26 protein-coding genes and 3 pseudogenes are annotated in these 26,515 nt (G+C 58.6%); 16 read left to right on the top strand and 13 right to left on the bottom strand.

Annotated features, from left to right (window positions below; genetic code table 11):
• Window positions 1–158: 158 nt before the first annotated feature.
• The 5 genes and pseudogenes from FHX15_RS31920 to FHX15_RS30070 all read left to right on the top strand — a co-directional run.
• Window positions 159–623 (top strand): annotated as a pseudogene (locus tag FHX15_RS31920) (NAD(P)-dependent oxidoreductase); the annotation flags it as partial.
• Complete coding sequence (locus FHX15_RS31915) at window positions 618–1,055, top strand: NAD-binding protein (protein ID WP_409527053.1); 438 nt, start codon at window positions 618–620, stop codon at window positions 1,053–1,055. The pseudogene FHX15_RS31920 and the gene FHX15_RS31915, both read left to right, overlap by 6 nt.
• 84 nt (window positions 1,056–1,139) lie before the next feature.
• A complete protein-coding gene (locus FHX15_RS30080; protein ID WP_184401989.1) occupies window positions 1,140–1,817 on the top strand; it encodes a response regulator transcription factor in 678 nt (225 codons plus the stop codon).
• Window positions 1,814–3,175 carry a HAMP domain-containing sensor histidine kinase gene (locus tag FHX15_RS30075; RefSeq protein WP_184401988.1) on the top strand — a complete coding sequence of 454 codons (1,362 nt, stop codon included), beginning with the start codon at window positions 1,814–1,816 and terminating at the stop codon, window positions 3,173–3,175. Before FHX15_RS30080 ends, FHX15_RS30075 begins: the two co-directional genes overlap by 4 nt.
• A gap of 94 nt (window positions 3,176–3,269) precedes the next feature.
• Complete coding sequence (locus tag FHX15_RS30070) at window positions 3,270–3,839, top strand: class I SAM-dependent methyltransferase (RefSeq protein ID WP_184401987.1); 570 nt, start codon at window positions 3,270–3,272, stop codon at window positions 3,837–3,839.
• Window positions 3,840–3,902: 63 nt separating this feature from the next.
• Here the strand turns inward: FHX15_RS30070 and FHX15_RS30065 are convergent.
• Both FHX15_RS30065 and FHX15_RS30060 read right to left on the bottom strand, forming a co-directional pair.
• A pseudogene (locus FHX15_RS30065) lies at window positions 3,903–4,280 on the bottom strand (helix-turn-helix domain-containing protein); the annotation flags it as partial.
• 120 nt (window positions 4,281–4,400) lie between these two features.
• Complete coding sequence (locus FHX15_RS30060; RefSeq protein ID WP_184401986.1) at window positions 4,401–5,312, bottom strand: acetamidase/formamidase family protein; 912 nt, start codon at window positions 5,310–5,312, stop codon at window positions 4,401–4,403.
• A gap of 240 nt (window positions 5,313–5,552) precedes the next feature.
• On the opposite strand from FHX15_RS30060, the gene FHX15_RS30055 reads away from it, so the two are divergent.
• From FHX15_RS30055 to FHX15_RS30045, 3 genes and pseudogenes are all read left to right on the top strand, one after another.
• Window positions 5,553–5,909, top strand: coding sequence for a YbaN family protein (locus tag FHX15_RS30055; RefSeq protein ID WP_312861951.1), 357 nt, complete (start codon window positions 5,553–5,555; stop codon window positions 5,907–5,909).
• Entirely contained in the window at window positions 5,851–6,264 is a 414-nt protein-coding gene (locus tag FHX15_RS30050; RefSeq protein ID WP_184401991.1) for a hypothetical protein, read from the top strand. The genes FHX15_RS30055 and FHX15_RS30050 overlap by 59 nt, the downstream gene beginning before the upstream one ends.
• 223 nt (window positions 6,265–6,487) lie before the next feature.
• Window positions 6,488–6,952: pseudogene (locus tag FHX15_RS30045) on the top strand (3-oxoadipyl-CoA thiolase); the annotation flags it as partial.
• A gap of 6 nt (window positions 6,953–6,958) precedes the next feature.
• On the opposite strand, the gene FHX15_RS30040 reads toward FHX15_RS30045, so the two are convergent.
• Window positions 6,959–7,846 carry an amino acid ABC transporter substrate-binding protein gene (locus FHX15_RS30040; protein WP_184401984.1) on the bottom strand — a complete coding sequence of 296 codons (888 nt, stop codon included), beginning with the start codon at window positions 7,844–7,846 and terminating at the stop codon, window positions 6,959–6,961.
• A 206-nt stretch (window positions 7,847–8,052) separates the two neighbouring features.
• Between FHX15_RS30040 and FHX15_RS30035 the strand changes: the two genes are divergently transcribed.
• The 3 genes from FHX15_RS30035 to FHX15_RS30025 all read left to right on the top strand — a co-directional run bounded on the left by FHX15_RS30035 (window position 8,053) and on the right by FHX15_RS30025 (window position 12,133).
• Window positions 8,053–8,847 carry an SDR family NAD(P)-dependent oxidoreductase gene (locus FHX15_RS30035; protein WP_184401983.1) on the top strand — a complete coding sequence of 265 codons (795 nt, stop codon included), beginning with the start codon at window positions 8,053–8,055 and terminating at the stop codon, window positions 8,845–8,847.
• Window positions 8,848–8,927: 80 nt separating this feature from the next.
• Entirely contained in the window at window positions 8,928–11,084 is a 2,157-nt protein-coding gene (glgX, locus tag FHX15_RS30030) for a glycogen debranching protein GlgX (RefSeq protein ID WP_184401982.1), read from the top strand.
• Between the two features lie 17 nt (window positions 11,085–11,101).
• The gene (locus tag FHX15_RS30025) at window positions 11,102–12,133 is read left to right on the top strand and encodes a DNA topoisomerase IB (RefSeq protein WP_184401981.1); all 1,032 of its coding nucleotides are present in this window, start codon (window positions 11,102–11,104) and stop codon (window positions 12,131–12,133) included.
• Window positions 12,134–12,168: 35 nt separating this feature from the next.
• Here FHX15_RS30025 and FHX15_RS30020 read toward each other — a convergent pair whose 3' ends face one another.
• The 5 genes from FHX15_RS30020 to FHX15_RS30000 all read right to left on the bottom strand — a co-directional run bounded on the left by FHX15_RS30020 (window position 12,169) and on the right by FHX15_RS30000 (window position 17,333).
• Window positions 12,169–12,729 (bottom strand): DJ-1/PfpI/YhbO family deglycase/protease, encoded by a 561-nt coding sequence (locus FHX15_RS30020; protein ID WP_184401980.1) that lies wholly within the window; start codon window positions 12,727–12,729, stop codon window positions 12,169–12,171.
• Window positions 12,730–12,821: 92 nt separating this feature from the next.
• A complete protein-coding gene (locus FHX15_RS30015; protein ID WP_184401979.1) occupies window positions 12,822–13,556 on the bottom strand; it encodes a glutathione S-transferase family protein in 735 nt (244 codons plus the stop codon).
• A gap of 18 nt (window positions 13,557–13,574) precedes the next feature.
• Complete coding sequence (locus FHX15_RS30010) at window positions 13,575–13,865, bottom strand: DUF3175 domain-containing protein (RefSeq protein WP_184401978.1); 291 nt, start codon at window positions 13,863–13,865, stop codon at window positions 13,575–13,577.
• 57 nt (window positions 13,866–13,922) lie between these two features.
• Window positions 13,923–14,237, bottom strand: a complete 315-nt coding sequence (locus tag FHX15_RS30005) for a plasmid stabilization protein (RefSeq protein ID WP_184401977.1) — start codon at window positions 14,235–14,237, stop codon at window positions 13,923–13,925.
• A 378-nt stretch (window positions 14,238–14,615) separates the two neighbouring features.
• Complete coding sequence (locus tag FHX15_RS30000; protein WP_184401976.1) at window positions 14,616–17,333, bottom strand: response regulator; 2,718 nt, start codon at window positions 17,331–17,333, stop codon at window positions 14,616–14,618.
• A 238-nt stretch (window positions 17,334–17,571) separates the two neighbouring features.
• Between FHX15_RS30000 and FHX15_RS31685 the strand changes: the two genes are divergently transcribed.
• A complete protein-coding gene (locus tag FHX15_RS31685; protein WP_184401975.1) occupies window positions 17,572–17,754 on the top strand; it encodes a hypothetical protein in 183 nt (60 codons plus the stop codon).
• A gap of 234 nt (window positions 17,755–17,988) precedes the next feature.
• Here the strand turns inward: FHX15_RS31685 and FHX15_RS29990 are convergent, their stop codons facing one another.
• Together FHX15_RS29990 and FHX15_RS29985 are read right to left on the bottom strand one after the other, a co-directional pair.
• A complete protein-coding gene (locus tag FHX15_RS29990) occupies window positions 17,989–18,321 on the bottom strand; it encodes a DUF2934 domain-containing protein (RefSeq protein WP_184401974.1) in 333 nt (110 codons plus the stop codon).
• A gap of 140 nt (window positions 18,322–18,461) precedes the next feature.
• Window positions 18,462–19,103, bottom strand: a complete 642-nt coding sequence (locus FHX15_RS29985) for a UdgX family uracil-DNA binding protein (RefSeq protein ID WP_184401973.1) — start codon at window positions 19,101–19,103, stop codon at window positions 18,462–18,464.
• A gap of 118 nt (window positions 19,104–19,221) precedes the next feature.
• Here FHX15_RS29985 and treZ point away from each other — a divergent pair, with 118 nt between their 5' ends.
• Window positions 19,222–21,048 (top strand): malto-oligosyltrehalose trehalohydrolase, encoded by a 1,827-nt coding sequence (treZ, locus tag FHX15_RS29980; protein ID WP_184401972.1) that lies wholly within the window; start codon window positions 19,222–19,224, stop codon window positions 21,046–21,048.
• Between the two features lie 47 nt (window positions 21,049–21,095).
• On the opposite strand, the gene FHX15_RS29975 is transcribed toward treZ, so the two are convergent.
• Complete coding sequence (locus FHX15_RS29975) at window positions 21,096–21,914, bottom strand: DUF1206 domain-containing protein (protein ID WP_184401971.1); 819 nt, start codon at window positions 21,912–21,914, stop codon at window positions 21,096–21,098.
• A 324-nt stretch (window positions 21,915–22,238) separates the two neighbouring features.
• On the opposite strand from FHX15_RS29975, the gene FHX15_RS29970 reads away from it, so the two are divergent.
• From FHX15_RS29970 to FHX15_RS29960, 3 genes are all read left to right on the top strand, one after another.
• Window positions 22,239–22,484, top strand: coding sequence for a hypothetical protein (locus tag FHX15_RS29970; RefSeq protein WP_210290901.1), 246 nt, complete (start codon window positions 22,239–22,241; stop codon window positions 22,482–22,484).
• Window positions 22,485–22,652: 168 nt separating this feature from the next.
• Window positions 22,653–24,116: a phosphatidylserine/phosphatidylglycerophosphate/cardiolipin synthase family protein gene (locus FHX15_RS29965; RefSeq protein WP_184401969.1), complete on the top strand. Its 1,464-nt coding sequence runs from the start codon at window positions 22,653–22,655 to the stop codon at window positions 24,114–24,116.
• Between the two features lie 91 nt (window positions 24,117–24,207).
• Window positions 24,208–25,050 (top strand): endonuclease/exonuclease/phosphatase family protein, encoded by an 843-nt coding sequence (locus FHX15_RS29960; RefSeq protein ID WP_246779146.1) that lies wholly within the window; start codon window positions 24,208–24,210, stop codon window positions 25,048–25,050.
• Here FHX15_RS29960 and tehA read toward each other — a convergent pair.
• Both tehA and FHX15_RS29950 read right to left on the bottom strand, forming a co-directional pair.
• Entirely contained in the window at window positions 25,047–26,003 is a 957-nt protein-coding gene (tehA, locus tag FHX15_RS29955; protein WP_184401967.1) for a dicarboxylate transporter/tellurite-resistance protein TehA, read from the bottom strand. The two genes, FHX15_RS29960 and tehA, sit on opposite strands and share 4 nt — an antisense overlap.
• Window positions 26,004–26,062: 59 nt before the next feature.
• Entirely contained in the window at window positions 26,063–26,401 is a 339-nt protein-coding gene (locus FHX15_RS29950) for a carboxymuconolactone decarboxylase family protein (protein WP_184401966.1), read from the bottom strand.
• Window positions 26,402–26,515: the final 114 nt, after the last annotated feature.

The following is a 26,515-nucleotide window of genomic DNA, read 5'->3' as shown; positions in this document are numbered from 1 at the left end:
GCAACACGATATGACAAGCTCATGCTCAACTTCGCCGCAACTTGCTACATCGCCGCCATCGTCATTTGGTGGACTTGATTGAGTCTGGAGCCTAAGGTTCAAGACAGTCCCCTCGTTTAGTCGTAGACTGACCACCTTGCGGAGTTCACGAGGCGGCGACAATGAAGGCAGGCTTTATCGGTCTTGGGGTGATGGGCACGCCGATGGCGCTCAATCTCGTGCGCGCGGGCACCGACCTTGTGGTCTGGAACCGTTCGCCCGAAAGCGTGGAGAAACTGCGGGCCTCGGGCGCCGAGGCGGCCGGCGATGTCGATGAGGTGTTTGGCAAGGCGCGGAGCGTGATCCTGATGGTCGCGACAGAAGCGGTCATCGACACGCTCCTCGGGCGAGGCACCCCGGCCTTTGCCGAAAGGATGGCCGGCCATTTGGTTATCCAAATGGGCACCACGGCGCCGGAATATTCACGAGGGCTCGAGGCAGATGTCCGCGCTGCCGGCGGCCGTTATGTCGAGGCGCCCGTTTCGGGTTCACGCCGGCCGGCGGAGGAGGGACAGTTGGTGGCCATGCTTGCCGGGGAGGAGGATGCCGTCGAAGAGGTCCGCTTGCTCCTGAGGCCGATGTGCCGCGAGACGGTCATCTGCGGCGCCGTGCCGAATGCACTTCTAATGAAGCTTGCCGTCAATATCTTCCTGATCACCACGGTCACGGGACTTGCGGAAGCAGCACACTTTGCCGGCCGCCAGGGGCTGGATATGGGGCTTTTCAAGGCAGTCGTCGATGCCGGCCAGATGGCAAGCGGCATATCGCGGATCAAGAGCGGCAAGCTTGTCGAGCGAGATTTCTCTGTGCAGGCGGCTATATCTGATGTGTTGAAGAACAACAGGCTGGTGGCGGAAGCGGCGCGGCAGGCGGGCATTGCGTCGCCGCTGCTCGATGCCTGCCATCACCTTTATTCCGAAACCGAAAGCCTCGGTTTCGGGCGCGAGGACATGGCGGCTGTCATCCGCGCCCTCGAAGCGCGGACGGAAGCACTGAACCTGTCTTTCGGCGACTGAAACGCGCGACCGGCTCTGGCCTTTCTCGTCATGCTGACGCAATCTTGCCTGTGCAGAGAGCGGCTTTTGAAGTTGGACGATCGAATGCGCGTCTTGCTGGCGGAAGATGAACCGGAAATGGCTGCCGTGTTAGTGGCGGCGCTACGCAACAACAATATCATCACGGACCATGTTTCCACCATCGAGGCGGCCGAAGAAGCCGTGCGGCTGAACACCTATGATGCCCTGCTGCTTGATCGAAGCCTGCCGGATGGCGATGGGCTGGAGCTGATCGTCGAGGCACGCCGTATCCAGACCGCCGTCCCCGTGATCATGCTGACGGCGCGCGGCGACCTGAAGGATCGCATCGAGGGACTCGATCTCGGCGCGGACGATTATCTTGCCAAGCCCTTTGCTGTCGAGGAGTTGATGGCGCGCTTGAGAGCCATCCTGCGCCGCCCGGGAAATATCGAGATCGAGAGCCTGTGCCTAGGCCAGCTGCATTTCGACCTGCGCAACCGCGAGGCCCGTGTCGGTGAGGTTCCGCTCGAATTGCCGCGGCGTGAATTGCTGGTGCTTGAAGCGCTGATGCGCCGCGCTGGCCGGACTGTCGAGCGCTCCAGCCTCGAAGAAGCGGTTTACGGGATAGACGACGAGATCCAGTCCAATGCGCTCGATGCGCATGTCTCGCGTGTGCGCCGCAAGCTCGAAGCGGCGGGCGCCGGTGTCGAAATCCATACGATTCGTGGTGTGGGTTACCTGATCCGGCAGGCCCGGCCATGAAAAAGATGAAGTTCTATTCGCTGAAATGGCGGCTGATCCGGCGGCTGGTGGCGTTGCAGGCAGCGACCCTGGTGTTGATTGCCATCGCCTTTGCCTTCGTCTTCTGGATCTCGGGCATGAGCGGGATTTTTGCTCCCGATGAGCATGCAATCGACGCCGTGACGGAATCGATTTCCTGGAATCCCGATGGCTCGATGCGTATCACCAGTAGAGATCAGCTCGATTACCAGCGTGAAAAGGCGGCCGATTTCTGGTTCCTGGCGCGCGACGAGCAGGGGCATACGCTGACTGAGGGCAATGTGCCGCCGCAATATTTCGCCATTGCGAGCTCAGGCACGGATATCGCCGAGGCGCGTTTCAACGGCGATGAGGACAATCCGGCGACAATTGCTGCGCGCCTGCAGAAGGTCAAGACCGATCACGGTGACCTACTCGTCATAGTCGGACGCCAGGGCAGCCTTTCTGCCGGAAAGCTTCTCGTCGTCTTCATGGCAATCGCTTCCGGTATCGTGCTGCCGGTCATTCTGCTGACGGGCCTGATTACATTGGCGGTCACACCCTTCGTTGCGCGCGGCATCCATCGTGGATTGAGCGAGGTGGCGCAGGCAGCACAAGGCATCGACGGGACGACACGCGGCTACCGCCTGCCGCTCGAAAACGTCCCGGAGGAAGTGGCGCCGCTGGTGATCGCCATGAACGAGACATTGCAGCGCCTCGACGATGATCACAACAAGCAGCGACGCTTCATGCTGGCCGCCGCTCATGAGCTGCGCACCCCGATCGCCATCCTGCAGAATCGCCTGGAAACCATGCCGCCAACGGATGCGACCAATCGGCTGCTGGAAGACGTCGCCCGGCTTTCGACGCTCGCCCAGCAATTGCTCGACCTGCAACGGCTTAATCAGGAGCCGGTCCCGGATTGCTCCATCGACCTTGCGACGGTGGCCAGACGGCAGGCCGCGGAACTTGCACCACTGATCATTGCCGCCGGCTATCAGGCGAATTTCGAACTGCGTTCGATGCCTGAGCGCATCCTTGGCGACGAGACGGCGCTGGAACGGGCAATTGCCAATCTGGTGCAAAATGCCATTCAGCATGGCGGCAGAAGCGGCACGATTACCATCGCCGTAGAGAGGCCTGCGCAGATTTCCGTCAGCGACGAAGGCCCAGGCATCGCGCCGGAGGACCGGGAGCGGATCTTCGAACCGTTCCAGCGTGCGAACAGTCGCAGTCAAGGCATCGGCCTCGGCCTTCATCTCGTGCGCGAGATCGTCAAGTTGCACGGCGGGCGCGTATGGGTGTCGAATGCGGAGGCCGGCGGGGCAAGCTTCAACATGAGCTTCGAGCCGACGCCCTAGGCTACCTGCATCTTTCGGATGGGTGAGTGGGCACGTCATGCCCGCATCATTTGAAAGGGTAATACCAATGGGATAATCGATACTGGAGACCCATATGCAACAGCCGCCGCTGGCCGCCTTCTTTAGCGCGCTTCTCGCCGAGCCCAGGAAAATCGGCGCGATCGTTCCCTCGGGAGGGCGGCTGGCGCGTTTGATGACCAGCGAGATCGAGCCTTTGGCGGGCAGGGTGCTGGAGCTCGGCCCCGGCACAGGGGTTTTCACCGAGGCGCTTCTCAAACGCGGCCTGCCAGCCCGGCATCTGACATTGGTGGAGCTTGAAACCCGCTTCATCGCTCCGCTACGCCAGCGTTTTCCTGACGTAACCATTCTTCAGCGTGATGCGCGCGAGCTCGCTGCTTGCAAGGCCGAACTCGGATTGCAGGTGGCAATCGTCAGCGGCCTGCCTTTCCGCAACATGCCTATCGAGGTCATCACCGCCATCGTCGGCGGCGGATTCAGCCTGCTGGAGCGTGGTGGCGCCTTCTACCAGTTCACCTACGGCCAATCCTGTTCCGTGCCGGCAGATGTGCTTGAGGAGCTGGGCTTACAGGCGGAAAGGCTCGGCCGGGTGCGACTGAATATACCGCCCGCCAGCGTCTTTCGTGTCTCGCGCCGGCCTGAGTGACGGCACACGGCATCGCCGAACTCGTGACCTCTATTGTTGCGGCAAGCCTTGGGGTGTGATGATCGGTGTGAGGTTGATCGACATGACGCGACGCTGCGAGGCGCGGGCGATATAGGCGATGTCCGTGTTATCGAGCACCGAAGCCGAAGCGCTCTGGCGGGCCTTCTCCGAAAGCGCATCGCGATGCGGCTGAATGAGCACCGGCAGCGGCGTCGCCTCCAGATAGGCGTGCCCGAGCCGCAGGATCTTCGGCGTCAGCGTGAAAAATTTGCCGTCGTAATCCACGTATCCGAGTGCGGCGAGCGTCAGCAGAGAGCGACGCACCGTGGCGCGGTCGAGGCCGATCAACTTTGCGGCATCGGTGATGGATAAGCGACGATGCATTTCACCGAAAGCTTCGATCACCTTGAGGCCGCGGGCAAAGCCGCTGACGAAATCGCTTTAACGCATGGGTATGTCGGGCCCCTCATTTGGTTGAGACGTTGCGTTCGCCGGATTGTTGAGGGCCAATCATGGGTCATGTGCGATCTTGAGGGCTGCGGCCTATTGCACATAGGGCGATCAGCGGGCGGGAAGCCATTTCTTCTCGATCCGGCAGGCAACCGTATAGGCGGGGTCGAAGACATTGCCGATATCATAGCGGACGACCTGGCCGAGCAGATGGCTGGCCGCGACTTTTGTCAAGCCGTAGTCCGCCACGAGCACGTTCAGCATTTCGGTGGTCGCATGCTGCAGAGCCTGATCGAGCGGCCTCGCATTCCCGATCGTGATGATGTCATCGGCAATTTCGGCCCTCGGCCAGGACATTGACTTAGCTTTTTCGAGGGTCAGCCGAACCGTGACTTCGAACGTCGTTTCGACACCTGTGCCAACGATTTCACCGTCACCCTGGACCGCATGGCAATCGCCGAGAAAGAACAGCGCGCCGGGCGCAAAGACCGGGAACCAGATCGTTGCGCCCGGGCCGAACAGACGATAGTCCATGTTTCCACCGTACGCGCCGCTGGTCGCCGTTGAAATGGCCTGACCATGGCTCGGCGCCACGCCGAAGCATCCGATCATAGGTGATATCGGCAGGACCAGTCTTTCGATGCCGGCAACCGGCTCCTTGAGTTTCACCGTCATCGCGTTCCGGTCGATATCCCAAAGTGTCTTTTCGGGTTTCGGAAGCTCGCGAACCGCTTCGGGATCGATGACATTTGCCGCCAGTACGCTGCGCGTGAAACCCATGTCCCTCGTCGGCTTCATGTCTAAAATTTCGACCTTGAGCGCATCCCCAGGTTCGGCGCCTTCGACGAAGATCGGCCCATTCATAGGATTTGGACCGTGTGCGCGCTGGACCTCATTTTCGTCGTAGCCCCATGCATCGAGTGTGCGGGTTACGACCGTATCGCCGCTCATGATTTCTAAAGCAGGAGGCATGGTGCCAATGACGTTGTAAAAGGCAGTCGCGACGAAATCGTGGGTCGTCATGGTATAGGTTCCGCTCAGATGTTTTGGAATGTGTTTGCGCAAGGCGGTCTTGTGGTTCGGCGAACTTACGCGTCGGCTGGGCGACCGTCGACGTCAAAATTGATGATTCCGTGAGTGGATGGCGAATAGGGCCCGGATATTTCTCGGACCCACGACCCGACAGGAGTGTGTGAATTGAGTGCTACGCCAGGTCCATCGCACAGTTCGCTCCGACGGGCTGTTTACCTTTGCCTTGGTCTGATGATGGCTGGCCTTGGAATTATCGGCGCCATTCTGCCGCTCATGCCGACGACGATCTTCCTGATCTTGGCCGCATGGCTCTTCAGCCGGTCGTCTCCGCGCCTAGAGGCCTATCTGATGAGCAGCCGATTTGGCGGCTCGTTGCGCGATTGGCGCGATTTTGGCGCGATTTCCTGCAAATCCAAGAGCTTAGCCTTGATAGGGATGTCGGCGGGATACGCAATATTCCTCGTTATCTCGAAGCCATCTGTTCCGCTCGCGGTCGCTGTTGGCGCGCCGATCCTGGCCTGCGCAGCCTATGTCGCTTCGCGTCGAGGTTCTGCCAGTCGCAACGAGCCGGACGAAAGTGACGGTTAGTCTGCTTTACCGGCAAGAGGCTCTTTACAACGAACGTAAAGTCCAATTATACGGCCCGCTCACTCTTGCTCCGACACCCCAGCATTCCCACCTGAGCACCATGCCAAAAACTCATAAGCATAAGTTCCTGCGGGAACAGTATCGACGCATGCTTGCGTCCGACCATCACATCGATCCACGCTGGCGCGACAGTTTTGACGCATTTCTGACTGATATCGATCATCTGGCGCCGAACACCGGAAGCCGCCGAATTATTGGTCGCAGGAACCTCAAGCTTGGATTTGTACCCGGAAATGTGGAGTGGCATTGGGAAAGCACGACACTGCCGGCGTCGCGTGAAAGCAAAGGACGTTAAGGTCTACCGCAGACATAGTTGAAGACGGCCGAGCCGTCGGCCTCATATGCCAATCATGTCCGACATTTTCTTGAGCGCTTCCTTCTGCGGCTTTCGCTTCGATTTGTCTACGGCATCCAACCCATCAGGCGGCACCATGCTGCACTCCCCGGCGAATGGCTGTTGATCCCTAAAAACGCACCGGCTGCACAACCCCGCAGACCGTAAAGCATATCTGCTGCCCGTGACAGCCGGCAACGCCTCGGGTGTCAATGACGGAGCTGCTGCCCTCATCATCGCCTCGGAACCGGCTGCCGGGAAATACGGCCTGACGCCGATCGCTCGTGTTCTTAGCGCCGCCGCCGGTGCTGTTGCGCCGCGCGTCATGGGCATCGGTCCGGTGCCGGTCTCCCGCGAGCTGATGGTGCGGCTCGGCTCTACGCAGGAACAGTTCGATATGATCGAGCTGAACGAATCCTTTGCCAGCCAAGCTCTTGCGGCGCTGCGCTAGCTTGGCATTGCCGATGACGATTGGGGTGTGAACCCCAACGACGCGGCAATCGCACTCGGCCGTCCGCTCGGCATGTCGGGCACCCGCATCACGGGCACAACCGCTCTGGAAATTGGCGAAACCGGCGGCTGCTATTCACTTCCAACCATGTGTATCGGTGTCGGCCAAGGCATCGCCGTGGGGCTCGAAAGGGTCTGAGAAAGGTTATTCCGGGATCGACTGCATCATGATCTCGCTGCGCAGGACTGGCGCTTCGGCACCGAAATAGGTCTTGAGTAACTGCGCAAAGTCGTCTGATGAATAAAAGCTCGTCAGCGTGTGGTCGACGAGAAGCCGGAAAGCGGAATCGTCTCGCCGTAGTGCGATACCATAGGGCTCGCGCGTGAAAAGCCGGTTGCCGAGCTCCAGTGCAGAAGGAAGAGTTGCCCGGTCGGCGAGGCCGATAAGGAGGGCGCGATCGGCGAAATAGGCGTCGATCTTGTGGTCTTCCAGCGCTTTCAATCCGTCCTCGTGGGTGGCGAAATCGACGATGTGCGTCTGCGGCACATCGGGGCCGAGCGCATCGCGTAGTGTGGCGCCCGTCGTCGTGCTTGCGTGCACGCCAATCGAACTTTTGGCCGGCGATTTCAGATCGACGGCGTTGATGGGCTGTTTATCGAGAAAGAGGATCTGCAGATAATCGGGTGAGTCTTTGCGGAGCAGCGCACTTGCGCCGGTCAAAAACACCGGCTGGGAAAAATCGACCCTTTCGCGCCGTGTGAGATTGATCGTGGTCGCGCCACAGAGCAGGTCGATCTTGCCTTCCTCCACCGCAACGAAACCGTCTGCCAGCGTCGTCTCTGTATATTCTTTCTTGAGGCCTGAAACATGGTGGCCGACTTCGTCGGCGATGCGGAGGCAGAGATCGATCGTATAGCCGGCGGGACTGCCATCCGCCTTCTTGAAGGAGAAGGGCTTTTCATCGGCGATATAGCCGATGTGGATGGTCTTGCTCTGTTTTACCGTGTCGAGCGTCAGCGCCATTGCGGGTGTAAAGGCGGGAAGGCTAAGGGCCAGGCCCAGAAAAAGCAGCCGTCTCGTACATTTCAGCATGTCTTCCCCTCAAGCAGCGGTAACCCTCGCCGCGATCCGAAAGCTGAGACTATGGCCAGCGGGCCATTTGTCAACGGCGGCTCCCGTTGCCGCAGGCGCCCGCATCCTACTCTTTCGTACATTGCCCTTTGGGGATTTCCCTTGTTAAGACTGGTGCATATCATTTTATCACCTATGTCCTTGGTTTTCGGGAGGCTATCGTCGCCATGGCAGATCTTGCTCAACTGCTTGCATCCATCAAAATTCCTGACCTCGCCGGCAAGGCGGTTCTGATTACCGGCGCCTCTACTGGTATCGGCGCGGCCGTCGCGCGTGCCTTCGCCGCCCAGGGCGCCAAGGTCGGCGTGCACTATAATTCAAGCCGCCTCCCGGCTGAGCAGCTCGCCGACGAGATCAAAGCAGCCGGCGGCACCGTGCACCTGGTACAGGGCGATGTGTCGCGGGAAGGCGAAACGGAACGGGTCGTCGAAGAGACGGCCAAAACCTTCGGTCATCTCGATGGCCTCATCAACAATGCCGGCGGCATGCTCGGCCGCAAGCCGACCTCGGAATATACTGATGAGCATTATGAGAAGGTCATGAACCTCAATGCCCGCTCGGTGCTGGCGGCGACGCGCGCTGCCCATCCTTGGCTGAAGAAGCAGGGTGGTTTCATCATCAACACGACCTCGATTGCGGCGCGCAATGGCGGCGGCAACGGCGCCATTCTCTACGCGGCTTCGAAGGGTTTCGTCTCGACGATCACGCGTGGTCACGCCAAGGAATTTGTCGCCGACAAGATTAGGGTCAATGCGGTTGCCCCTGGGGTCATCGCGACGCCGTTCCATGAACGCTATACGAATGATGAGCAGATGGAATTGCAGCGCAAGTCCATTCCGATGGGCTTCGTCGGTACGTCGGAAGACTGCGTCGGCGCCTATCTTTTCCTCGCCTCGCCGACGCTCGCCGGCTACATCACCGGTCAGATCATCGAGGTCAACGGCGGTCAGCTAATGCCCTGACCGGCGGGAAGGATCGTAGTTTACGGAACTTTCGCACCCCACTGGCGTTTCCCGCTTGCCATTCATCAAGCGGGGGCGTCATGAGCTTTTCCTTTTCCGAACTCGACTTCCTGAAACCGGAGCTGGGGGCGGAATATATCGGCACAGGCACGCATTTCGCAGTTTTTTCCGCCCATGCCGAACAGATTGAGCTCTGCCTCTTTTCCACCGACGGTAAAAGGGAAGTTGCCCGGCTGCCGTTGCCGAAGCGAGAAGGCGATATCTGGTCGGGCTATATTGCCGGCGTCGGGCCGGGTACGGTCTACGGGTATCGCGCCCATGGCCCTTACGATCCGAAGAACGGCCACCGCTTCAACCCGAACAAGCTGCTGCTCGATCCCTATGCCAAGCAGGTCCTTGGCGATCTCAAATGGAACGATGCCCTCTATGGCTATACGATCGGGAAGGATGACCTTTCCTTCGATGAGCGCGACAGTGCGCCTTATATGGTCAAAAGTGTCGTTCAGGATCCGGATTTCGACTGGGCGGGTGAAGAGGCAATACGCCGGCCATGGCCGGAGACGATTATCTATGAGGCGCACGTTCGTGGACTGACGATGTTGCATCCCCAAGTGCCGGACAGGCTGCGTGGCACTTTTCTCGGCATGTGCAGCGATCCGATCATCGATCATCTCGTCAAGCTCGGCATTTCCGCGATCGAGCTGCTGCCGATCCAGTTCTTCCCCAACGACCGCTATCTCGAGGAGAAGAAGCTGACGAATTATTGGGGTTATCAGACGCTCGGCTTTTTCGCACCGCAGGCACGGTACCTGTCGGGCGACAAGATCACCGAAATCAAGACCATGGTGCGGAAGTTCCATGCTGCCGGTATCGAAGTCATCATGGACGTCGTCTACAACCACACGGCTGAGGGTAGCGAGAAGGGGCCGACGATGTCTTTCCGTGGCCTCGACAATGCAAGCTATTATATCCTCTCGCCCGATGATCCGCGCCATACATTCGATACGACCGGCACCGGCAACACCCTGAACGTTGCCAATCCCATGGTCATGCGCATGGTACTGGACAGCCTGCGCTATTGGGTCGGCGTCATGCATATCGACGGCTTCCGCTTCGATCTTGCAAGCACGCTCGGCCGGCAGGATCTGGAGTTCGACCGGCAAGGGCTATTCTTCAGCGCGATCCGTCAGGATCCGATGCTGGCCGGCGTGAAGCTGATCGCTGAGCCCTGGGATGTCGGTGCAGGCGGCTATCAGGTCGGCGGTTTCCCTTATCCTTTCCGTGAATGGAACGACAAGTTCCGCGACGATGTACGTCGCTTCTGGAAGGGCGACGGCGGCATGGTGTCTGAGATCGCGCAGCGCATTACCGGCTCGGCGGTCCAGTTCAACCACTCGGATCGCGGTGCGACTTCATCGGTCAATCTGCTGTCGGCGCATGACGGCTTCACGTTGACGGATACGGTTTCGTTTAACGACAAGCACAATGAAGCGAACGGCGAGGATAACAGAGACGGCCATTCGGACAATCATTCAGACAATATGGGCGCCGAAGGCGCGACCGATAACAGGGACATCAACAGGTTGCGCGCGCGCCGGCGCCGCAACATGATGGCAACATTGATGCTCTCCCAGGGCGTGCCGATGATCCTTGCCGGGGACGAGGTCGGCAACAGCCAGGGCGGCAACAATAACGCCTATTGTCAGGACAACGAGATCGGTTGGACGAAGTGGGATGGTCTCGATGATCCATTCCTCGATTTCTGCCGCAAGATAGTCGCCTTCCGCAAAGCCCATCCGGTGCTGAGGCAGGAACGCTTTCTGACCGGCGACAGTACCGAGGACGGCCGTATCGAGATTGCCTGGTACAAGCCGGACGCCAGCTTCATGGACGATGGCGCCTGGAACGACGACGCGCTGCAAGTGCTTGGGGTCTATCTGTCGAAAAGTGCGCATTCTCCCGACGCCGAGGAGATGGACGATCTTTATCTGGTTTTCAACGCTGGAGGAGACTGCGAGGTGCATCTGCCCGAGGTCAATGGGCTGAAGATATGGGCACGCGTGCTTGACACAGGCGCCGAGGACGACGCCTTCAAGCTCCATGAGCAGGAGAGCCCTGTCATGGTTTATGCCCAAAGCGTCGCAGTCTTTGCACCAAGGGGGCAAACCAAACCGCCAGAAGACGCAACCAAGGCGGAACGACGCAGATGGTTCCACTTCGGCCGGCGGGGTAGGTGACGGGTCGATAACTAGCAATGAATGCAGAAGTCATCACCGAGCTTGGCCTTATTTATGTTAGCGACACCGAACCGGGCATCCGCAGGCGAAAGTACGGCAAGGGTTTCAGCTACCAGCTTCCGGATGGTACTAAACTGACGGATCTAACCCAGCGCGCGCGCATACAAGCGCTCGGCTTGCCGCCGGCTTATGAGAATGTTTGGATCTGCATGTATGAGAACGGCCATCTGCAGGCGACGGGCTTTGACGCGCGCGGACGCAAGCAGTACCGTTACCACAAGGACTGGCAATCCTTCCGAAGTGCCGGCAAGTTTCATCAGCTTATCGCGTTCGGCCGGGCGCTCCCGAAGATCCGGCGAACGGTCCTGCGTCATCTCGACACCGGTACTGAAGATATCAACGGCGTACTCGCGGCGTTGACGACCCTGCTGGATGAGGCGCATCTGCGTGTCGGTAACCAGGCCTATGTCAAGGAAAACGGCACGTACGGTGCGACCACGCTTCTCAAACGCCATCTGAAGATCGTCGATGGCCGGATCGAGCTGAAGTTCCGCGCCAAGGGCGGCAAGCGCGTACAACGCAGCCTCAAACATCCACGCCTCCAAAAAATCCTGGAGGAGATATCGGACCTGCCTGGCAGGCAGCTCTTCGTCTGGAAGGATGAGACAGGTGCGCTGAAGCCGATCGATTCCGGCAGGCTGAACGCCTATCTTGCTGATATCTCGGGCATTGCAATCTCTGCAAAGACCTTCCGGACGTGGGCAGGTTCGCTCGCCGCTTTCGATGCGGCGCGTAGTGCCGTGTCGGACGGACGACGACCGACCGTCAAGGAAATGTCGGAAGCGGCGGCTGAAGTCCTGCATAATACGCCGGCGATCTCGCGCTCCAGCTATATCCATCCGGAGATTATCGCACTTTCGACCAGGGACGAGACGTTGGAGGAGGGCAATGCCGAACCCCTGCGCGGGCTTCGGGCGAATGAGAATCGGATGCTGGATTTCCTAACCCGTTGCACCGTTCCCGAATGGAAAAAAGAACCCGCGGTTTGATACCGCAGGCTTCAAGTTCAACGGGAGGGTACGCGTCAGGCGGCACGCTTCTCGTGGCGGCCTTCCTCGACTTCTTCGACGATCTTGGCGACGAATGCGTCAAGATCGTCAGGCGAGCGGGACGTGATGATCCCCTCGTCGGTGACGACTTTCTCATCCTTCCAGATAGCCCCGGCATTTTTCACATCGGTCTTGATCGACCAATAGGAGGTCGCTTGGCGACCGCGAAGGGCATCGACCTCCACCAGCAGCCAGGGCGCATGACAGATGGCAGCAACGACTTTGCCTGATTTGACGAATTCGCTGACGACTCTCAGGGCGTTGTCGTCAATGCGGAGCTTGTCTGGATTGATCTGCCCGCCCGGCAGGACCAGGGCGTCGAAATCCTCGACCCTGACGTCCTTGGCCGGAAGGTCGACAGGAACGGTATCGCCCCAGTCGGTCTTGTCCCAGCTCTTGATCTCGCCCTCTTTAATGGACGCGATCTTCACGGTGGCGCCACGTTTTTTCAGTTCTTCGAACGGTATGCGCAACTCCGAGCGCTCGTAGCCATCAGTTGCTAGAATCAGGATTTTTGCGGATGTGATGGAAGGCATTGCCTCAGCTCTCCTTAGGTTCGAGTTCGAGGTGCATAGGCAGAACCGGTGTCGCGATTAATCGTTCCCCGAAAAGTCGAAACGAAACAGGTTCAGGACGCTTCCACGTCGAGTTCCGGATAGTGGCGGAAAATTCCCTCCGTGTTGAAGGCGAGGCGGCGGTCGGATTTGAGATAGCGGGCAATGTTGGGGCGCTGCTCGACACTATCGTGAAGGGCGGCAAGCAGTGGATATTTGCTACTGTAGCGGCTCATCGCCTTCGGGAAGGCATAGATGAGACCTTCGATGATCTGGAAAAGTGAGAGATCTACATAAGTAAGTGCGTTGCCTGCAATATATTGGCTGCCCTTCGGATTCTGTTGCAGCACACGTTCAAAATAACTGAGAAATTTAGGGATACGTTCTTTAATGAAACTGGCCGAACGGGCCTTTGCCTCTTCTTTCTGATCTTCGTAATAAAGCGACATGGCGATCGGGTGATGCGTATCATGCACCTCGGCCACGAAATCGGTAATGGTGAGCTGCAAGCCGTTCACGACGTAGCGCAATCCTTCATCATCAGGAGCCAATCCGAGTTTCGGGCCGAGGTAGAGAAGGATGTTGGCAACATGCGGAATGATAAGATCGCCGTCCTTGAGAAAGGGCGGCGCAAAGGGAATATATGCTTCGTTGCCGCTCTGCATGATGGCCAACATCGCGCCGGTGCCACGTCCGCGGCCGGACAGGCGGACGATATCGATATACTCTGCGCCGGCTTCCTCAAGCGCTAACCGCACGAATTCTCCGCGGCCCTGGATGCCGTCCCAATAATAAAGCTCGTAAGCCATTTGCCCTCGTGATTTTGCTCAGTGCCTGGTCTCGCGGCGGAAATCCTTGCGAAGTTCATCCTTCGCCTTTTCAAGTGTGCCCTTCTGTTTCTTCGTCAACTGATTTCCGGCGCGGTTGATGTAAAAATTTAGCATGGACATGGCCGAGCGGAAGGGGCTGGATTTTCGCCGATCGCTGCTCTCAGCCGAATGCCTGAGGGAATCGGCGATCTTCTTCGGATTGTCGGATTTGAAGGCGCCTTCCTTGAGATCCATGGCGTCACTGTTTTCGGTCACGTCCTGCGACCACTTTTTCTTCTTATTCGCCATTGTAGGTTCCTTTCGAGAATGTTGCAGGCATGGGGCCTGCAATATTGGTGAAGGCTGTCAGTGGTGAGCGTGGTCTTCGTTGCGCTTTCGGGTCGCGGCCGCTTTTTTGGCTGATGCCGAGCGCTCTTCCTTCGACCGGGATGCAGAGGCGCGCCCGCCAACTCGGCCCCCCTTCTCGGAGGATTCGTGGCTATCCTTCTTGCCGCGTCCCGAACCCGATTTATTGCCGCCGCCGCTCTCCTTGTTGACGGTTGCCCAGGCCCGGCGTTCGGCCTCCTGATGGGAAACGCCACGATCCTCATAGCCTTCCTCAATGTGTTCGGCTTTTCTCTTCTGCTTGTCGGAATATGCGGATTTGTCGCCTCTTGGCATGGCTGCCTCCTTTGTTTCGAATGAGGTTCAACCGCCGGCTTTTCTAAAAGTTCCGCGATTTTTGACTTGGGGGCGAAGAACCCGAAATCCGGGACAAAAGCAGCAATTGCCCGGTTTGATACGCCTTGGTGTCAAAGAGGGTATGGGCCATTCGTTTGAGATCTGGCGCCGCGCGACTGGCTGTTGAAGGCGGGCTTTGAAAAGGATGCCGTGCTGATCACCCAGAGCGGCGCGCGCATTCCCATCTTTCATGATGGCGAGCGACGTTATGTCGGAGGCAGTCTGTCGCTCGAACTTTCGGCGCGATGACAGCTGCCTAAGCCGCGAGGATCTGTGTCGAATATATTCCAAACTTGATGGCTCCCGGGCGGCTCAGGTTTAGGCGACCGGACGCTGTTGCACGGCGGTTTTCACCGCGCGATCGAGGGCTACGCTAGTGAACGGTTTGGGTAGGAGAACGGAACCGGAAAAGCGGTTTGCATCCGGCGGGTTGCTGTTACCAGTCGCGAAGACTAGGCCAACAGAAGGGAATGCCTCACGTGCGAGGGCAGCAAATGCCGGGCCGGACATGCCCGGTAGCCCGACATCGGCGACGATGATATCGACGGCCGTTTTTCGCAGCATTTCGATACCTTGTTCGCCACTATCCGCTTCCATGACCTCATAACCGAGATCCTGCAGAATTTCGGCAGTATCCATACGAATGAAAGGATCATCTTCGACGAGAAGGAGCTTTAGCCTAGCCCGGACGATGTCGCCCCGCTTGCCATTGCCAGGTAGCGGAGCCGAGTGCGTTTGGCGGCGTTGCGCCTGATTGACGAGCACGTGGCGGATTTTCCGCGCCAGGGCCTCACGCGTATAGGGCTTGGAAAGGAGCTCCAGGCCGGGATCAAGCCGGCCGCCATGGACGATCGAATTTTCGGTATAGCCGGAGGTATATAGGACGGCGATATTCGGCAGCCGCTCGCGGGCCATGCGCGCGAGCTCAGGGCTTTTCAGCGGGCCTGGCATGACGACATCGGTAAAGAGCAGGTCGATATGCGCGCCGCTTTCAATTACTGTTAACGCGCTCTGCGCATCCTTGGCCTTCAGAACGAAATAGCCGAGATCGATCAGCATTTCGACGACCGTCGTGCGCACACCTTCATCATCTTCAGCAACGAGGATCGTCTCAGGGCCGCCCGTTGCAGGCATGGTGTCGCCGTTGGCTATCCGGTCTTCGCTCTGGAAGGAGCGGGGAAGATAGAGCTTTACGGTCGTGCCTTCACCTCTCTCGCTGTAAATCTTCACATGGCCGCCTGATTGCTTGGCGAAACCGTAGACCATGGAAAGGCCGAGACCGGTGCCCTTGCCCTCCGGCTTGGTGGAGAAGAATGGTTCGAAAGCCTGCTCGATGACTTCGGGTGTCATGCCTGCACCGGTGTCGGTGACGGCGAGCACGACATATTGGCCGGCCGCGACCTCCGGGTGAGTGCGGCTGTAGGAATCATCGAGAAAGGCATTTCCGACTTCGATCGTCAACTTGCCTGCGCCATCCATTGCATCGCGTGAATTGATGGCAAGGTTAAGCAGCGCATTCTCGACCTGGACCGGGTCGGCAAAACTGTTCCAGAGCCCCCGGGAAACCACGGTCTCCACCTCGATTTCTTCGCCAAGCGCACGACGCAGCATGTCGTCCATGGCCGAGACGAGGCGGCCGATATTGATCACCTTCGGCTCCAGCGGCTGGCGGCGGCCGAAGGCGAGAAGCTGGCTGGCGAGCCGCGATCCGCGTTCGACCGCGGACAGCGCGTTGGAAATACGCTCCTTGGCCCGGCCGCGATTTGCCACGTCCTTACCAAGAAGCTGCAGATTGCCGGATATGACCTGCAGCAGATTGTTGAAGTCGTGCGCTACGCCCCCAGTCAATTTCCCGATCGATTCCATCTTTTGCGCTTGCTGCAGGGCGGCTTCTGCCTGCTGGCGCTCAAGGGTTTCGGCAGCGACACGTATCTCGAGGGTTTCATTCAGCTTTCGGAGTTGATCCTCCGCCTCGCGGCGCTGGGCGATTTCGATCTCGGCGGCGCGGATGAGCCTGGCGTTATCGATTGCGACGGCAGACTGGCCTGCCAGGCTGACGAGGCTTGCCTCCACAGCATCCGAAAAGCGGCCTGGCTGACTATGTCCGAAGAACAGCCCGCCAATGACGCAACCGTCGCGCGACTTGACCGGCACGGCGAGATAGCTGCGCACTGGAAGGTGGCCTTTCGGCATGCCGGAATGCGGAGCATTCTGTCCGTAGCGCGGATCGAGCAGGATATCGTCGGAGCGCACGACGCCTTCCCCATTAAAGGTCGGCGCAAAGACCTGGGTATTGCGCGGCATCGGGAACCGATCGAAAAGTTTGCGGTCGGCCCCCGACAGCGCATAGAGCATATAGCTGCCGCCTTCGCCATCATCGACATTGTAAAAGAAGGCGCCAAATTCGGCGCCCGCCAGCGCCACGCCTGCATCGACGGCAATTTGCGTCAGGCGGTCGACATTGAGTTCGGCTGCAATTGCTGCGCCAGCGCGGTTGACCACGGCAAGAGCGGCAGTTTTTTCCCGTGACTCGTCCAATGCGGCGCGCTCTCGCCGCTTGGCAAGCACCTGATCCGTTACCTCCATGGTGGCGCAGAGGATGCCGGCGACCTTACCGTCGTCGTCCCGCAACGGTGTGTAGGAGAAGGTGAACCAGGCGTCTTCCGTCCGACCGTCGCGGCGCATCGGAACGAGAAGTTCCTCGAAAAGTTGCGATCGGCCATCGAGCGTCGCCTGGACGATCGGCTCGAACTGCGGCCATATATCAGACCAGACCTGCCCAAAAGGCTTTCCGAGAGCGGCGGGATGCCGTTCCGGAAAGATCGCCACATAGGCGTCGTTATAGATGAAGGCGAGCTCAGGCCCCCAGGCGACGAACTTTGGCTGGCGTGAATTGACGACCATCTCCACGATGTGGTGAAGTGAACTCGGCCATGTTTCAACCGGCCCGATGCCGGCTGCATCCAAGCCATTTCGGCGCAGCAAATTTCCGATTTCGCTATTGCCTTCCGGCCAGCGGCTGCCAACCCGTGCCATTAAAAATCGCTTCCATCCCTATGTGGCATCATCCGCGCCAGATCTGCCGGTCCACGTCCGCAAAATAGAGGCGTGAGGCATGATGGAAAGGGCAACCTTCAAATATCGTTAACCGAAAGGTGGGTCCAATTACTCGCAAAGGAGCTGTTTATACTTGCTATTGCTGATCTAATTTCCGCGAACTGATAAAAGGGCGGCTCAAGGCGAAGGAGCGAAGCTGCATCGGTTCGGATGGATCGTGAAAAAACAGCCCGACTATGTTATCGACAAAAAGAATGAGCCCCAGCGCGAAGCCGATGTAGAGCAAAGCGGCGAGCAAAATAAGCAAGGCCTCCATACTCACACCCGCGCTGAGAAAGCCCCGACAGGGGCTGCAGAAATCCGGACGCTGATGGCGTGGGCAAGACGACTGTTCACATGAAGCTTCCCCGTTTGCCGATAAACAGCCAGAGGATAGTCTTGTTCCCCGTTTCGAGGGGTGGACGCAGCTTTTTCATAAAGCTGTCCAGACGGACATTTCATTCGGTTTGTGATCACCCCCGCGCAGAAGCTGGCGCTCCGTGGAGTTTATAGCGGACAACTAATTCAAACTTGTGACGCAGGAAGATAATGGGCGCCGCGTAGACACCCGTTCTGATCGAAGTTGAGTTTTCCCTTAGGAAGCCGACTTGCGAGCAGCCGCGCGTTTCGGCGCCGGTTCGACGATGTCGCTGGCTTTGATGCCCATCGGTGCTCGCTTCGTTTTCGCCTTGGCTTCGCCGCCGTTGGAGGGCCCTGCCGCCTTCGCCGCACCGGCCTTGACGGCGGTCGTCCGTTTCGTACGAGGCTTTGCTTCCTTTCCGTTTCCAGACGTCGGGGCCCCCTTGAGCGCATCATGCTCGGCCCTTGCCTGTTCCCAATGGATGGAGTCTCGCCCCGTCGGGTGCCCTTCTTCTTCCCAAAGGGCATATGCACGTTTTTTAATCCACTCTTCCCGAGCTTCTGCCATCGCTGATCTCCAGTCACAACATGCCGTCATCGAACGCGATACTGACGAAAAAGTTCCAGACTCCGCGGTCCGTTTCAAGCCTATTTAACAAGCTCGTTGGGAATATTTTTGCGTTGCAACATTTATAGGCAATAACCAGACTAATTGCCTTGATATTGTACAGCTCGATGCAAATCGGCGACAAAATGCGCACGCTGCTGCTCGCCATCTCCAAGGTCGCGAATCCGCAAAAGAAAGGACGGGTGGATGGTGACGAGAACCGGTGGATGGTCTGCAGGCGTCAGGATGCGGCCGCGCTCGGATGTCAGTTTCACCTTCGTGCCGAGGAGAGAGTAAAGTGCTGTGGCCCCGAGGGCGATCACGAGTTTGGGTCGCACGATCTTGACCTCTGCGCCGAGCCACCATGAGCACCGTTGGATTTCGCCGGCATTGGGTTTTGAGTGCAGGCGGCGCTTGCCACGCGGCTCGAATTTGAAGTGCTTGACCGCATTGGTGACGTAGCAGCGCGAGCGGTCGAGCCCAGCTTCCTTAAGACAGATGTCGAGCAGGCGTCCCGCCGGTCCGACGAAGGGGCGTCCGGCCGTATCCTCCTTGTCGCCGGGTTGTTCGCCGACAAGAACAATCTCTGCCTTCTGCGATCCCTCGCCGAAGACCATCTGGGTGGCGTTTTTGTACAGTTCGCAGCGCGTGCAGCCCATCGCTTGATGTCTAAGCTGATCGAGGCTTGCGGCATCCGCGCTTTCGAGCGTGAAGGCAGGGCCGAATTTCGGTGCGGCGTTCATGGCAACAATCTCTTGTTTTTCGCCTTCAACCGATCGCGCCGCGGATTGTTCCTGCTCGTTCGGAACAACCCACAGCTTCAGGGATTTGACGCTGATTGGAAATCACCCGGAGCGACGAATGAATAGGGTTTCGAAGACGGACACGAACACGGAAAGCATGGGAGGCTGGGGGGTAACGCTGTTTGCGGACGGAAGCGCGCGCTTTCGTCTCTGGGCGCCTGGGCAGGATGCGATCGCGGTGCGCCATCGCGGCCAGGATATCCCGATGCGGCAAGCCGGCAGCGGCTGGTTCGAGGTGATTGTGGCAGAGGTGGCCGCCGGCGATGGCTATATGTTTCTCCTGCCGGATGGAACAGCGGTGCCGGACCCGGGCTCGCGGGCGCAAGCCGGCGACGTGCATGGCCTGTCTTTGATCGTCGATCCCAGTCATCAATGGCAGAATTCGCGCTGGCGCGGCCGCCCTTGGGAGGAGGCGGTCATCAGCGAAATCCATATCGGCACATTTACGCCCGAGGGGACGTTCCGGGCCGCGGCGGAGAAGCTGAGGCATCTTGCGGAAATCGGCATCACGGCTATCGAAGTGATGCCCGTCGCGCAGTTTGCGGGCAATCGCGGCTGGGGCTACGACGGCGTATTGCATTATGCGCCGCATTCCGCTTACGGCACGCCGGCCGGTTTCAAGGCCTTCATCGATACCGCGCATGGTCTCGGCATTATGGTGCTGCTCGACGTCGTCTACAATCATTTCGGACCCGAGGGCAATTATCTCCACCGCTATGCGCCCGACTTCTTCCACAAAGACCGAAAAACACCTTGGGGTGCGGCGATCGATTTTGGGCAGGAAGCGGTCCGGCATTTCTTCATCGAGAATGCCCTCTACTGGATCGGCGAGTTTCGGCTGGATGGTCTCCGGTTCGATGCGGTCGAACAGATCTACGACACTTCCGAAAAGCACCTGCTTTCTGCCATGGCAGAAGAAGTAAAGGCCGCCTTCCCCGACAGGCAGGTTCATCTCGTCGTCGAAGATCAGCGTAATCTTGTCGAACTGCTGGCTCGCGACGAGAGGGGCGTTCCCAAAGCCTACGAGGCTGAATGGAACGATGATTTCCATCATGTGGCGCACATCATCGCAACCGGGGAAACCATTGGCCACTATAAGCCTTTCGCCGATCAGCTCTGGCAAAAGCTTGAGCTGGTGCTTCAACACGGTTTCATCTATCCGGATCGTACTGACCCGCCGGAATTGCCGGTTGGTGAGCGTCGCTACCTGCCGCCGACTGCTTTTGTCGATTTTCTGCAAAACCACGATCAGATCGGCAACCGCGCCTTCGGGGAGCGGCTGGTAAGCCTTACCGATCCGGATATGCTGAATGCGCTGACGGCGATACTCCTGCTTTCGCCGCATACTCCCTTCCTCTTCATGGGAGAGGAATATGGGGAGAGGCGGCCTTTTCATTTCTTCACCGATTATAGGGGCGAACTTGCCAAGATAGTCCGCGAGGGTCGCATGGCGGAGGCCGAAGGCTTCGGCGGACTGAAGGCTGGCAAGACCGCAGCCGATCTGCCCGATCCGAATGCAATTTCGACCTTCCAACACTCGAAGCTCGACTGGCAATGGCGGGAGAGCGATGAGGCATGGAAACATCGGGCTTTCGTCGCCGAGCTTTTGAAGCTACGCAAAACTTATATTGTGCCGATGTTGAAGCAGAGCAGGCGTGTCGAAAGCAGCGGACTGGAAGCACCTGAAGGAGGTGTTGCCGTCAGCTGGAGGTTTTCGCACGCGAGGTTGGCTTTGCGCGCCAATCTTTCCCAACAGCCGCTGGTTCTTCCGTCAGCGCCGGGGACGGTAATCTACGAGGTCTACGGCAAGGTCGCAAAGCCCTCAGAAAGTCGAGAGTTGCCACCGCGCTCCGTCATTTTTTCCATTGATATCGAGGCCGGATGAGATCTGAACCTTGGACTGATGCAGGACACGGCCATAGCAGGATTTCGTCAGCTGCCACCTGTCGGCAGCGCACGTTTCACGTCATCCAGAGATGGTTTCCGGACTATGCGGTAGCGCGCTTCGACAAGATTATAGAAGCCGAATGCCGCAAGACCGACGGCGACTGCTACATAGAGGATTGAGCCGAAGGACAGCTGCCGCAGCCATTGCAGCGCGTCTGCGATGCTACCGGCCTGATCAGGGTCCACGCGAAAGCCGGCATAAGCAAAGAGAATGCCGGTAATCGCAAAGACGAACCCACGCGCAACCAGACCATAGATGCAGATGAATGTGAGGACGCTTCCGTCGGGAATACGCAAATATCGTTCAAATTTCTTCGTCAATCCTTTGGCAGCAGTAATTCCCCCACCGATGATGAAACCGGCGCCGACCGCGATCGCCAGATAAGATCCGAATGGCTTCGACATGATCCAAGCCGCAAGCCCTTTCTCGCCCGGCTCGTCGCTTCCGCCGGCAAAAAGCAAGGCGTGCCTGATCGCGTATGCTGCGAGCCCAAGGTAGACCACTGCACTTCCAAACAGAACGATCCTGATCATGATCGCCTTTCCGCCGGAGCCATGTCCGTCGCTATCTGCGAGTGATTGGGCAAGCCTCCAGGCGACGAACCCCAGCAGACCGAGGCCGATCAGACCGACCCAGATGCGGCCGAAGGGCTGCTCCAGCAAGGTTGAAAGTGCCGATTTTGTCTCCGGCTTTCCGCCCGCTACCCCTGAAAAAAGAGCAAGCCCTCCAACAAGAAGGAAGACGATGCCGCGGGCCATGTACCCGCTCTTGGCAAGAAAATCGAAATGGTCTCTCTGGAGCATCTTATCCACCGCACAACCTTTTGACTGGGACGGTAACGCGCCAAGACACCAAAAGTTTGAGCCGGGTTAACGAGCTTATGAGGATGTCCGTCGTTTTGACGCTCTGCACGAGGCTCTATGCTGCATTGACAAATTAGCAGGCCTCGGCGGTTGTGCTGGTCGTTCGAGAGCTGCATATAAGCATCCGAACATATTCCCTCATATTCTATCCCATTGCCGCATTGGATCTGCTTTGCGCTGTATCCATATGCGCGCGAAAGAGAGGTATACGTGCAGGTTTTATCAAGGGCGCTTGCAGACATGACGTTGCAGGAGCGTGTCAACATGGCGGATGTCGTCGTCGAAGCTCTTGAAGCTTTTGCGCAAGAAGCAGAAGAAGATGGCGACGCGCGGTTTGCTCGGGACTCGAAGGCAATCGCCGGTACGATCCGCGGCTGTGGAAGCGATCTTTCAAAATGTGGGCTTCAGACGGCGGAGCTTCTGCTGGAACTCGGAATTCAGTTCATGTACGCCTATACCTGTCGTGAAAGTCGATCCGATAGCGAGCGTCCAGCCGTTCAGCATCACTAGCGGTAAGACGGAATGGCACGGATGAGCGCCAAAAGCTGGTTTTTCTCAAAGGGCTATGGAAAATCGCAGTTCATGGATATTTTTAGGTGACGTCGCTGGATCGGTGCGTTGATACTGCTAGTTAGCGGATTTCGTTCATTGATACGGCACTGACAATTTCTGGACGCGATGTTTCAACTGCTGTCGACCTATTGGCCGCATATCCTCTTCGTCATCTCGATTGCCATGGGGGCAGCGGCGGCGATCCATGCCACCATGACGAAGGAAGAGGTCCGAGCCGCGACCGGTTGGGTCGGCGTCATTATTCTTTCTCCAATCGTCGGCGCGCTGCTTTATATGATTGCCGGCATCAATCGTATTCGCCGCAAGTCGCTGAGCCTTCGTCGCGACGCGTTGCTGCCTGCTGCCGACCTCGACGAGCTCGAAAAATTCGACGCGGACACCGATGCCGTCATCAGCCAGTTCGGTCGACGTTTTGCAGCTCTGCAGACGCTTGGCGACCGCATTACACGCTACCCGCTGACGACCGGCAACACGATCGACATGCTGGAAAACGGTGACGAAGCCTACGCTGCAATGAAGACGGCGATCGACGGCGCCGAGCGCAGCATCCTGCTTGAAACCTATATCTTCGATCGCGACAGGATCGGACTTCGCATTGCCGATGCATTGATTGCAGCCGTCAAACGCGGTGTGGAGGTGCGTGTGCTGATTGACGCTGTCGGTGCACGCTACTCGGTCCCGAGCATCCTCGGCCATCTGCAGGAGGGCGGGGTAAAGGTCAATGTCTTCAACGGCAACGTCATCATGGGCCTCAGGCTGCCCTATGCGAACCTGCGCACTCACCGCAAGATCCTGATCGCGGATGGAAAGATCGCACTGACGGGCGGAATGAATATCCGTGAAGGCTTCAGCGAGGAAGCCGTCGGCGAGAGTTTTGCCCATGACACCCATTTCAGTGTCAGCGGCCCCGCGGTTGCCGATCTCTTCGATGTCGCTGCCGAGGACTGGCGTTTCACCACAGGAGAAATCCTGAACGGCGAGGCCTGGCGCATCGACCGACCGGAGCGTAAGCGCGGCGACCCCGTCTTCATGCGTATCGTCGCTTCCGGGCCGGATCGCAGCGTTGAGACGAACCATAAGATGCTGATGGGTGCCTTTTCCGTGGCGCGCCAGTCGATCCGCATCATGTCGCCTTACTTTCTGCCGGACCGGGAGTTGATCAGCGCGCTGTCGACGGCGGCGCGGCGCGGCGTGGAGGTCGATATCGTGGTGCCCGCCGCCAACAATCTCGTTCTGGTCGACCGGGCGATGACGGCGCAGTTCGACCAGATCGTCAAGAACTACTGCCGCATTTGGCGTTCGACTGGCAGCTTCAGCCATTCCAAGCTGCTGTCTATCGACGGAACCTGGGCCTATGTCGGGTCCTCCAATCTCGATCCACGCTCGCTGCGGCTGAATTTCGAGGTCGATCTTGAGGTGTTGAACGCAGGCTTTGCTGCGGAGATCGATGAGCGCATCGAGGCTGCCATCAAGTCTGCCACGCCGGTCACGCTTGAGGGGCTATGGTCGCGGCCGTTCCTGGTGCGGCTTCTCGAAAAGGTGCTGTGGCTGGGTTCGCCATATCTTTGACCGAGTTTTCGTGACTGCGGCATGGCAAGTTTTGTTGCGCTGCCTATAATCGCGAAAGCGCTTTCGACAAATGGAGCCGGTGTTCCTTCCGATGCGAGTCAAGAAGAAAGATAATCTCCCTGCCAGTATCATCGCTTCCATAAAGAACAGGAAGAAACGTGTCGAGGCTTGGCATGCCGGGCCAAAGCCACGCAGCGACGGCACATTGATCGCCTCCTACAATGTCCACAAATGCGTCGGCACTGACCGACGCTTCGATCCGGAACGCACGAGCCGTGTCATCCATGAGATCGATGCCGATGTGATCGCGCTGCAGGAGGCCGACACGCGCTTCGGCGAGCGCACGGGCATTCTCGATCTTACTCGCCTGGAGCGCGAAACCGGACTCGTCCCGGTTCCCATCTTAGGAGCGGTAAAAGCGCATGGCTGGCACGGCAACGTGGTGCTCATCCGCAAGGGCCTGGTCCATGATGTGCATCAGATGAACCTGCCGGGGCTGGAGCCGCGTGGTGCGCTGGTGGCGGAAATAGAGCTCGAGGCCGGCGGAAAGCTACGCATCATCGCAGCCCATCTCGGCCTTTTGCGCCATTCACGGGCACAACAGGCAAAGACGCTGGTCGATCTCATCAGCGACCGCCATGAAATGCCGACCATCCTGCTTGGCGATTTCAATGAATGGCGGCTCGGCGACCGCTCGTCCCTCAATACTTTCCAGATGGCTTTTGGCCCGCTGCCACCGGCCGTGCCGAGTTTTCCGGCGGGATTGCCTATCCTGGCGCTCGACCGCATCATTGCCAATCGCGAAGGCATCATTTCTACCGTCGAGGTGCATGATACGCCGCTCGCCCGCATGGCCTCCGACCACCTGCCGATCAAGGCGGTGGTCGATCTGCGGCGGGAATTGGCGAAGACGGCCGAACGCCCGGTCGTTTAGGCACGGACGGGAGCGGGAAAAAGCTTGCCTCTTATCAGCAGCCACAATGTGCCGATGGCAATCAGCGCAAGCGCGATATTGACCAGCACGAAGATGACCGGAGCCAGATGGCCGATTGCTCCGGTATCGCCATGCGCTGCCATCCGCACAGCGGCAGTCGAAAGCGCGGTCAGGCCGAAGGTGAAAGCCCAGTAGGAGCCGGCGAAGGGCTGCTGCATAATCCAGGACAACTGACGGCCGACGATCAGCACCTGCAGGATGGCGTAGCCGAACATTGCATGGACGAGCATATCGGGCGCGCCGCCGTTCACGCTCAGATACGCGACACTGCCAACGGCAGGCGGGGCAATCTGTATACCAAGGGTCGGACGCAATGGCTGAGCAAGCTCGGGAGCCATCAGCAGCCGGTGCAGCAGCACGGATTCGATCGCCAGCCAAGAGAAGAACCCAGCACCAAAGGCAAGCTGACCCCAATCAGCATACCCAAGTGTGCCTGCCGCAATGGCGGTGACGAAGGAACCAGCGACAGTCGGCAGATAGAGGACTGGCGTATTAGTGGCCGGATCGCGTCCGCCGCGCCACAGCAGCCCGGTCCGCCACAGCAGGAAAAGCAGGGTGAAGGCAAAGCCTGTCAGAACAATCAGTTCGGCTGGGATGTGCGAATAGGGGAGGATGGAAAGTCCTGCCAGCATGGTTGCAACACCGATCAGACCGACGAAACAGCATTGGATGGGATGCTGAAGCTCCGCCATCGCTTCCTTCGGCGCAACAAGCCATTTTGCGGCGTAGAGAATGATGAGGGCGAACCAGATGGCGAAGCCGAGCAAGCTGATCACCTCGGCTATATGCGGCGAGACGGTCCAGACGGACGCGGCAGCGCGCCAGCTGTTGCCGAGACCGGCGACGCCGAGAACAATGCCAAAGAATGCAGCGGGTATTCGGGGCAGTGACATTTTCGTTTCTCCGGGCTGATCCGGCAAGCGCTATGCCTCGCCGGTAGGGCAGGCGGTTGTCACTTAGCAATGGCCTCGGCAGCGTCCATGACGCGAGCCGAATAAACAAGAGCAGCGCCAGCATTCACAGAAATTGCGACGCCGAGTGCTTCGGCAATTTCCTCCCTGGTGGCGCCGAGCTTCTGGGCCTCGGTCGTATGCACGACGATACAGCCATCGCAACGAACGGTAACAGCGACGGCAAGCGCTATCAGTTCACGCTGTTTGGCGTCGAGATGATTTGTCTTCTGCCCGGCGGACGAGAGGGTCTGATAGCCTTTGATGGTTTCGGGCGCGATCTTGGAGAGTTCGCCGATCCGGCCGAAGAGTTCGCTGCGATATTCCTTCCAGTCCAACATGAAAGTCACTCCATCTAAAAACCAGCACTGGCGTGATTGCCTCTGCTGCTGGAAATGACTATGACCACAAGGATCGATACTTTGAATGCTCGAGAAGGTCATTTTCTAGCGCGA

Origin of the sequence: Rhizobium sp. BK650, from assembly GCF_014195325.1 — a bacterium.
Lineage (GTDB): Bacteria > Pseudomonadota > Alphaproteobacteria > Rhizobiales > Rhizobiaceae > Rhizobium.
Note: the sequence above shows the minus strand (reverse complement) of the source record. Positions and strands in the feature narration are given on the sequence as shown.

Excerpts from the sequence above, each read along its gene's own strand:
- FHX15_RS31915 (WP_409527053.1), top strand. The coding sequence starts at position 618 with ATGTGCCGCGAGACGGTCATCTGCGGCGCCGTGCCGAATGCACTTCTA.
- FHX15_RS30080 (WP_184401989.1), top strand. The coding sequence starts at position 1,140 with ATGCGCGTCTTGCTGGCGGAAGATGAACCGGAAATGGCTGCCGTGTTA.
- FHX15_RS30075 (WP_184401988.1), top strand. The coding sequence starts at position 1,814 with ATGAAAAAGATGAAGTTCTATTCGCTGAAATGGCGGCTGATCCGGCGG.
- FHX15_RS30070 (WP_184401987.1), top strand. The coding sequence starts at position 3,270 with ATGCAACAGCCGCCGCTGGCCGCCTTCTTTAGCGCGCTTCTCGCCGAG.
- FHX15_RS30060 (WP_184401986.1), bottom strand. The coding sequence starts at position 5,312 with ATGACGACCCACGATTTCGTCGCGACTGCCTTTTACAACGTCATTGGC.
- FHX15_RS30055 (WP_312861951.1), top strand. The coding sequence starts at position 5,553 with ATGATGGCTGGCCTTGGAATTATCGGCGCCATTCTGCCGCTCATGCCG.
- FHX15_RS30050 (WP_184401991.1), top strand. The coding sequence starts at position 5,851 with ATGTCGCTTCGCGTCGAGGTTCTGCCAGTCGCAACGAGCCGGACGAAA.
- FHX15_RS30040 (WP_184401984.1), bottom strand. The coding sequence starts at position 7,846 with ATGCTGAAATGTACGAGACGGCTGCTTTTTCTGGGCCTGGCCCTTAGC.
- FHX15_RS30035 (WP_184401983.1), top strand. The coding sequence starts at position 8,053 with ATGGCAGATCTTGCTCAACTGCTTGCATCCATCAAAATTCCTGACCTC.
- glgX (WP_184401982.1), top strand. The coding sequence starts at position 8,928 with ATGAGCTTTTCCTTTTCCGAACTCGACTTCCTGAAACCGGAGCTGGGG.
- FHX15_RS30025 (WP_184401981.1), top strand. The coding sequence starts at position 11,102 with ATGAATGCAGAAGTCATCACCGAGCTTGGCCTTATTTATGTTAGCGAC.
- FHX15_RS30020 (WP_184401980.1), bottom strand. The coding sequence starts at position 12,729 with ATGCCTTCCATCACATCCGCAAAAATCCTGATTCTAGCAACTGATGGC.
- FHX15_RS30015 (WP_184401979.1), bottom strand. The coding sequence starts at position 13,556 with ATGGCTTACGAGCTTTATTATTGGGACGGCATCCAGGGCCGCGGAGAA.
- FHX15_RS30010 (WP_184401978.1), bottom strand. The coding sequence starts at position 13,865 with ATGGCGAATAAGAAGAAAAAGTGGTCGCAGGACGTGACCGAAAACAGT.
- FHX15_RS30005 (WP_184401977.1), bottom strand. The coding sequence starts at position 14,237 with ATGCCAAGAGGCGACAAATCCGCATATTCCGACAAGCAGAAGAGAAAA.
- FHX15_RS30000 (WP_184401976.1), bottom strand. The coding sequence starts at position 17,333 with ATGGCACGGGTTGGCAGCCGCTGGCCGGAAGGCAATAGCGAAATCGGA.
- FHX15_RS29990 (WP_184401974.1), bottom strand. The coding sequence starts at position 18,321 with ATGGCAGAAGCTCGGGAAGAGTGGATTAAAAAACGTGCATATGCCCTT.
- FHX15_RS29985 (WP_184401973.1), bottom strand. The coding sequence starts at position 19,103 with ATGAACGCCGCACCGAAATTCGGCCCTGCCTTCACGCTCGAAAGCGCG.
- treZ (WP_184401972.1), top strand. The coding sequence starts at position 19,222 with ATGAATAGGGTTTCGAAGACGGACACGAACACGGAAAGCATGGGAGGC.
- FHX15_RS29975 (WP_184401971.1), bottom strand. The coding sequence starts at position 21,914 with ATGCTCCAGAGAGACCATTTCGATTTTCTTGCCAAGAGCGGGTACATG.
- FHX15_RS29970 (WP_210290901.1), top strand. The coding sequence starts at position 22,239 with ATGGCGGATGTCGTCGTCGAAGCTCTTGAAGCTTTTGCGCAAGAAGCA.
- FHX15_RS29965 (WP_184401969.1), top strand. The coding sequence starts at position 22,653 with ATGTTTCAACTGCTGTCGACCTATTGGCCGCATATCCTCTTCGTCATC.
- FHX15_RS29960 (WP_246779146.1), top strand. The coding sequence starts at position 24,208 with ATGCGAGTCAAGAAGAAAGATAATCTCCCTGCCAGTATCATCGCTTCC.
- tehA (WP_184401967.1), bottom strand. The coding sequence starts at position 26,003 with ATGTCACTGCCCCGAATACCCGCTGCATTCTTTGGCATTGTTCTCGGC.
- FHX15_RS29950 (WP_184401966.1), bottom strand. The coding sequence starts at position 26,401 with ATGTTGGACTGGAAGGAATATCGCAGCGAACTCTTCGGCCGGATCGGC.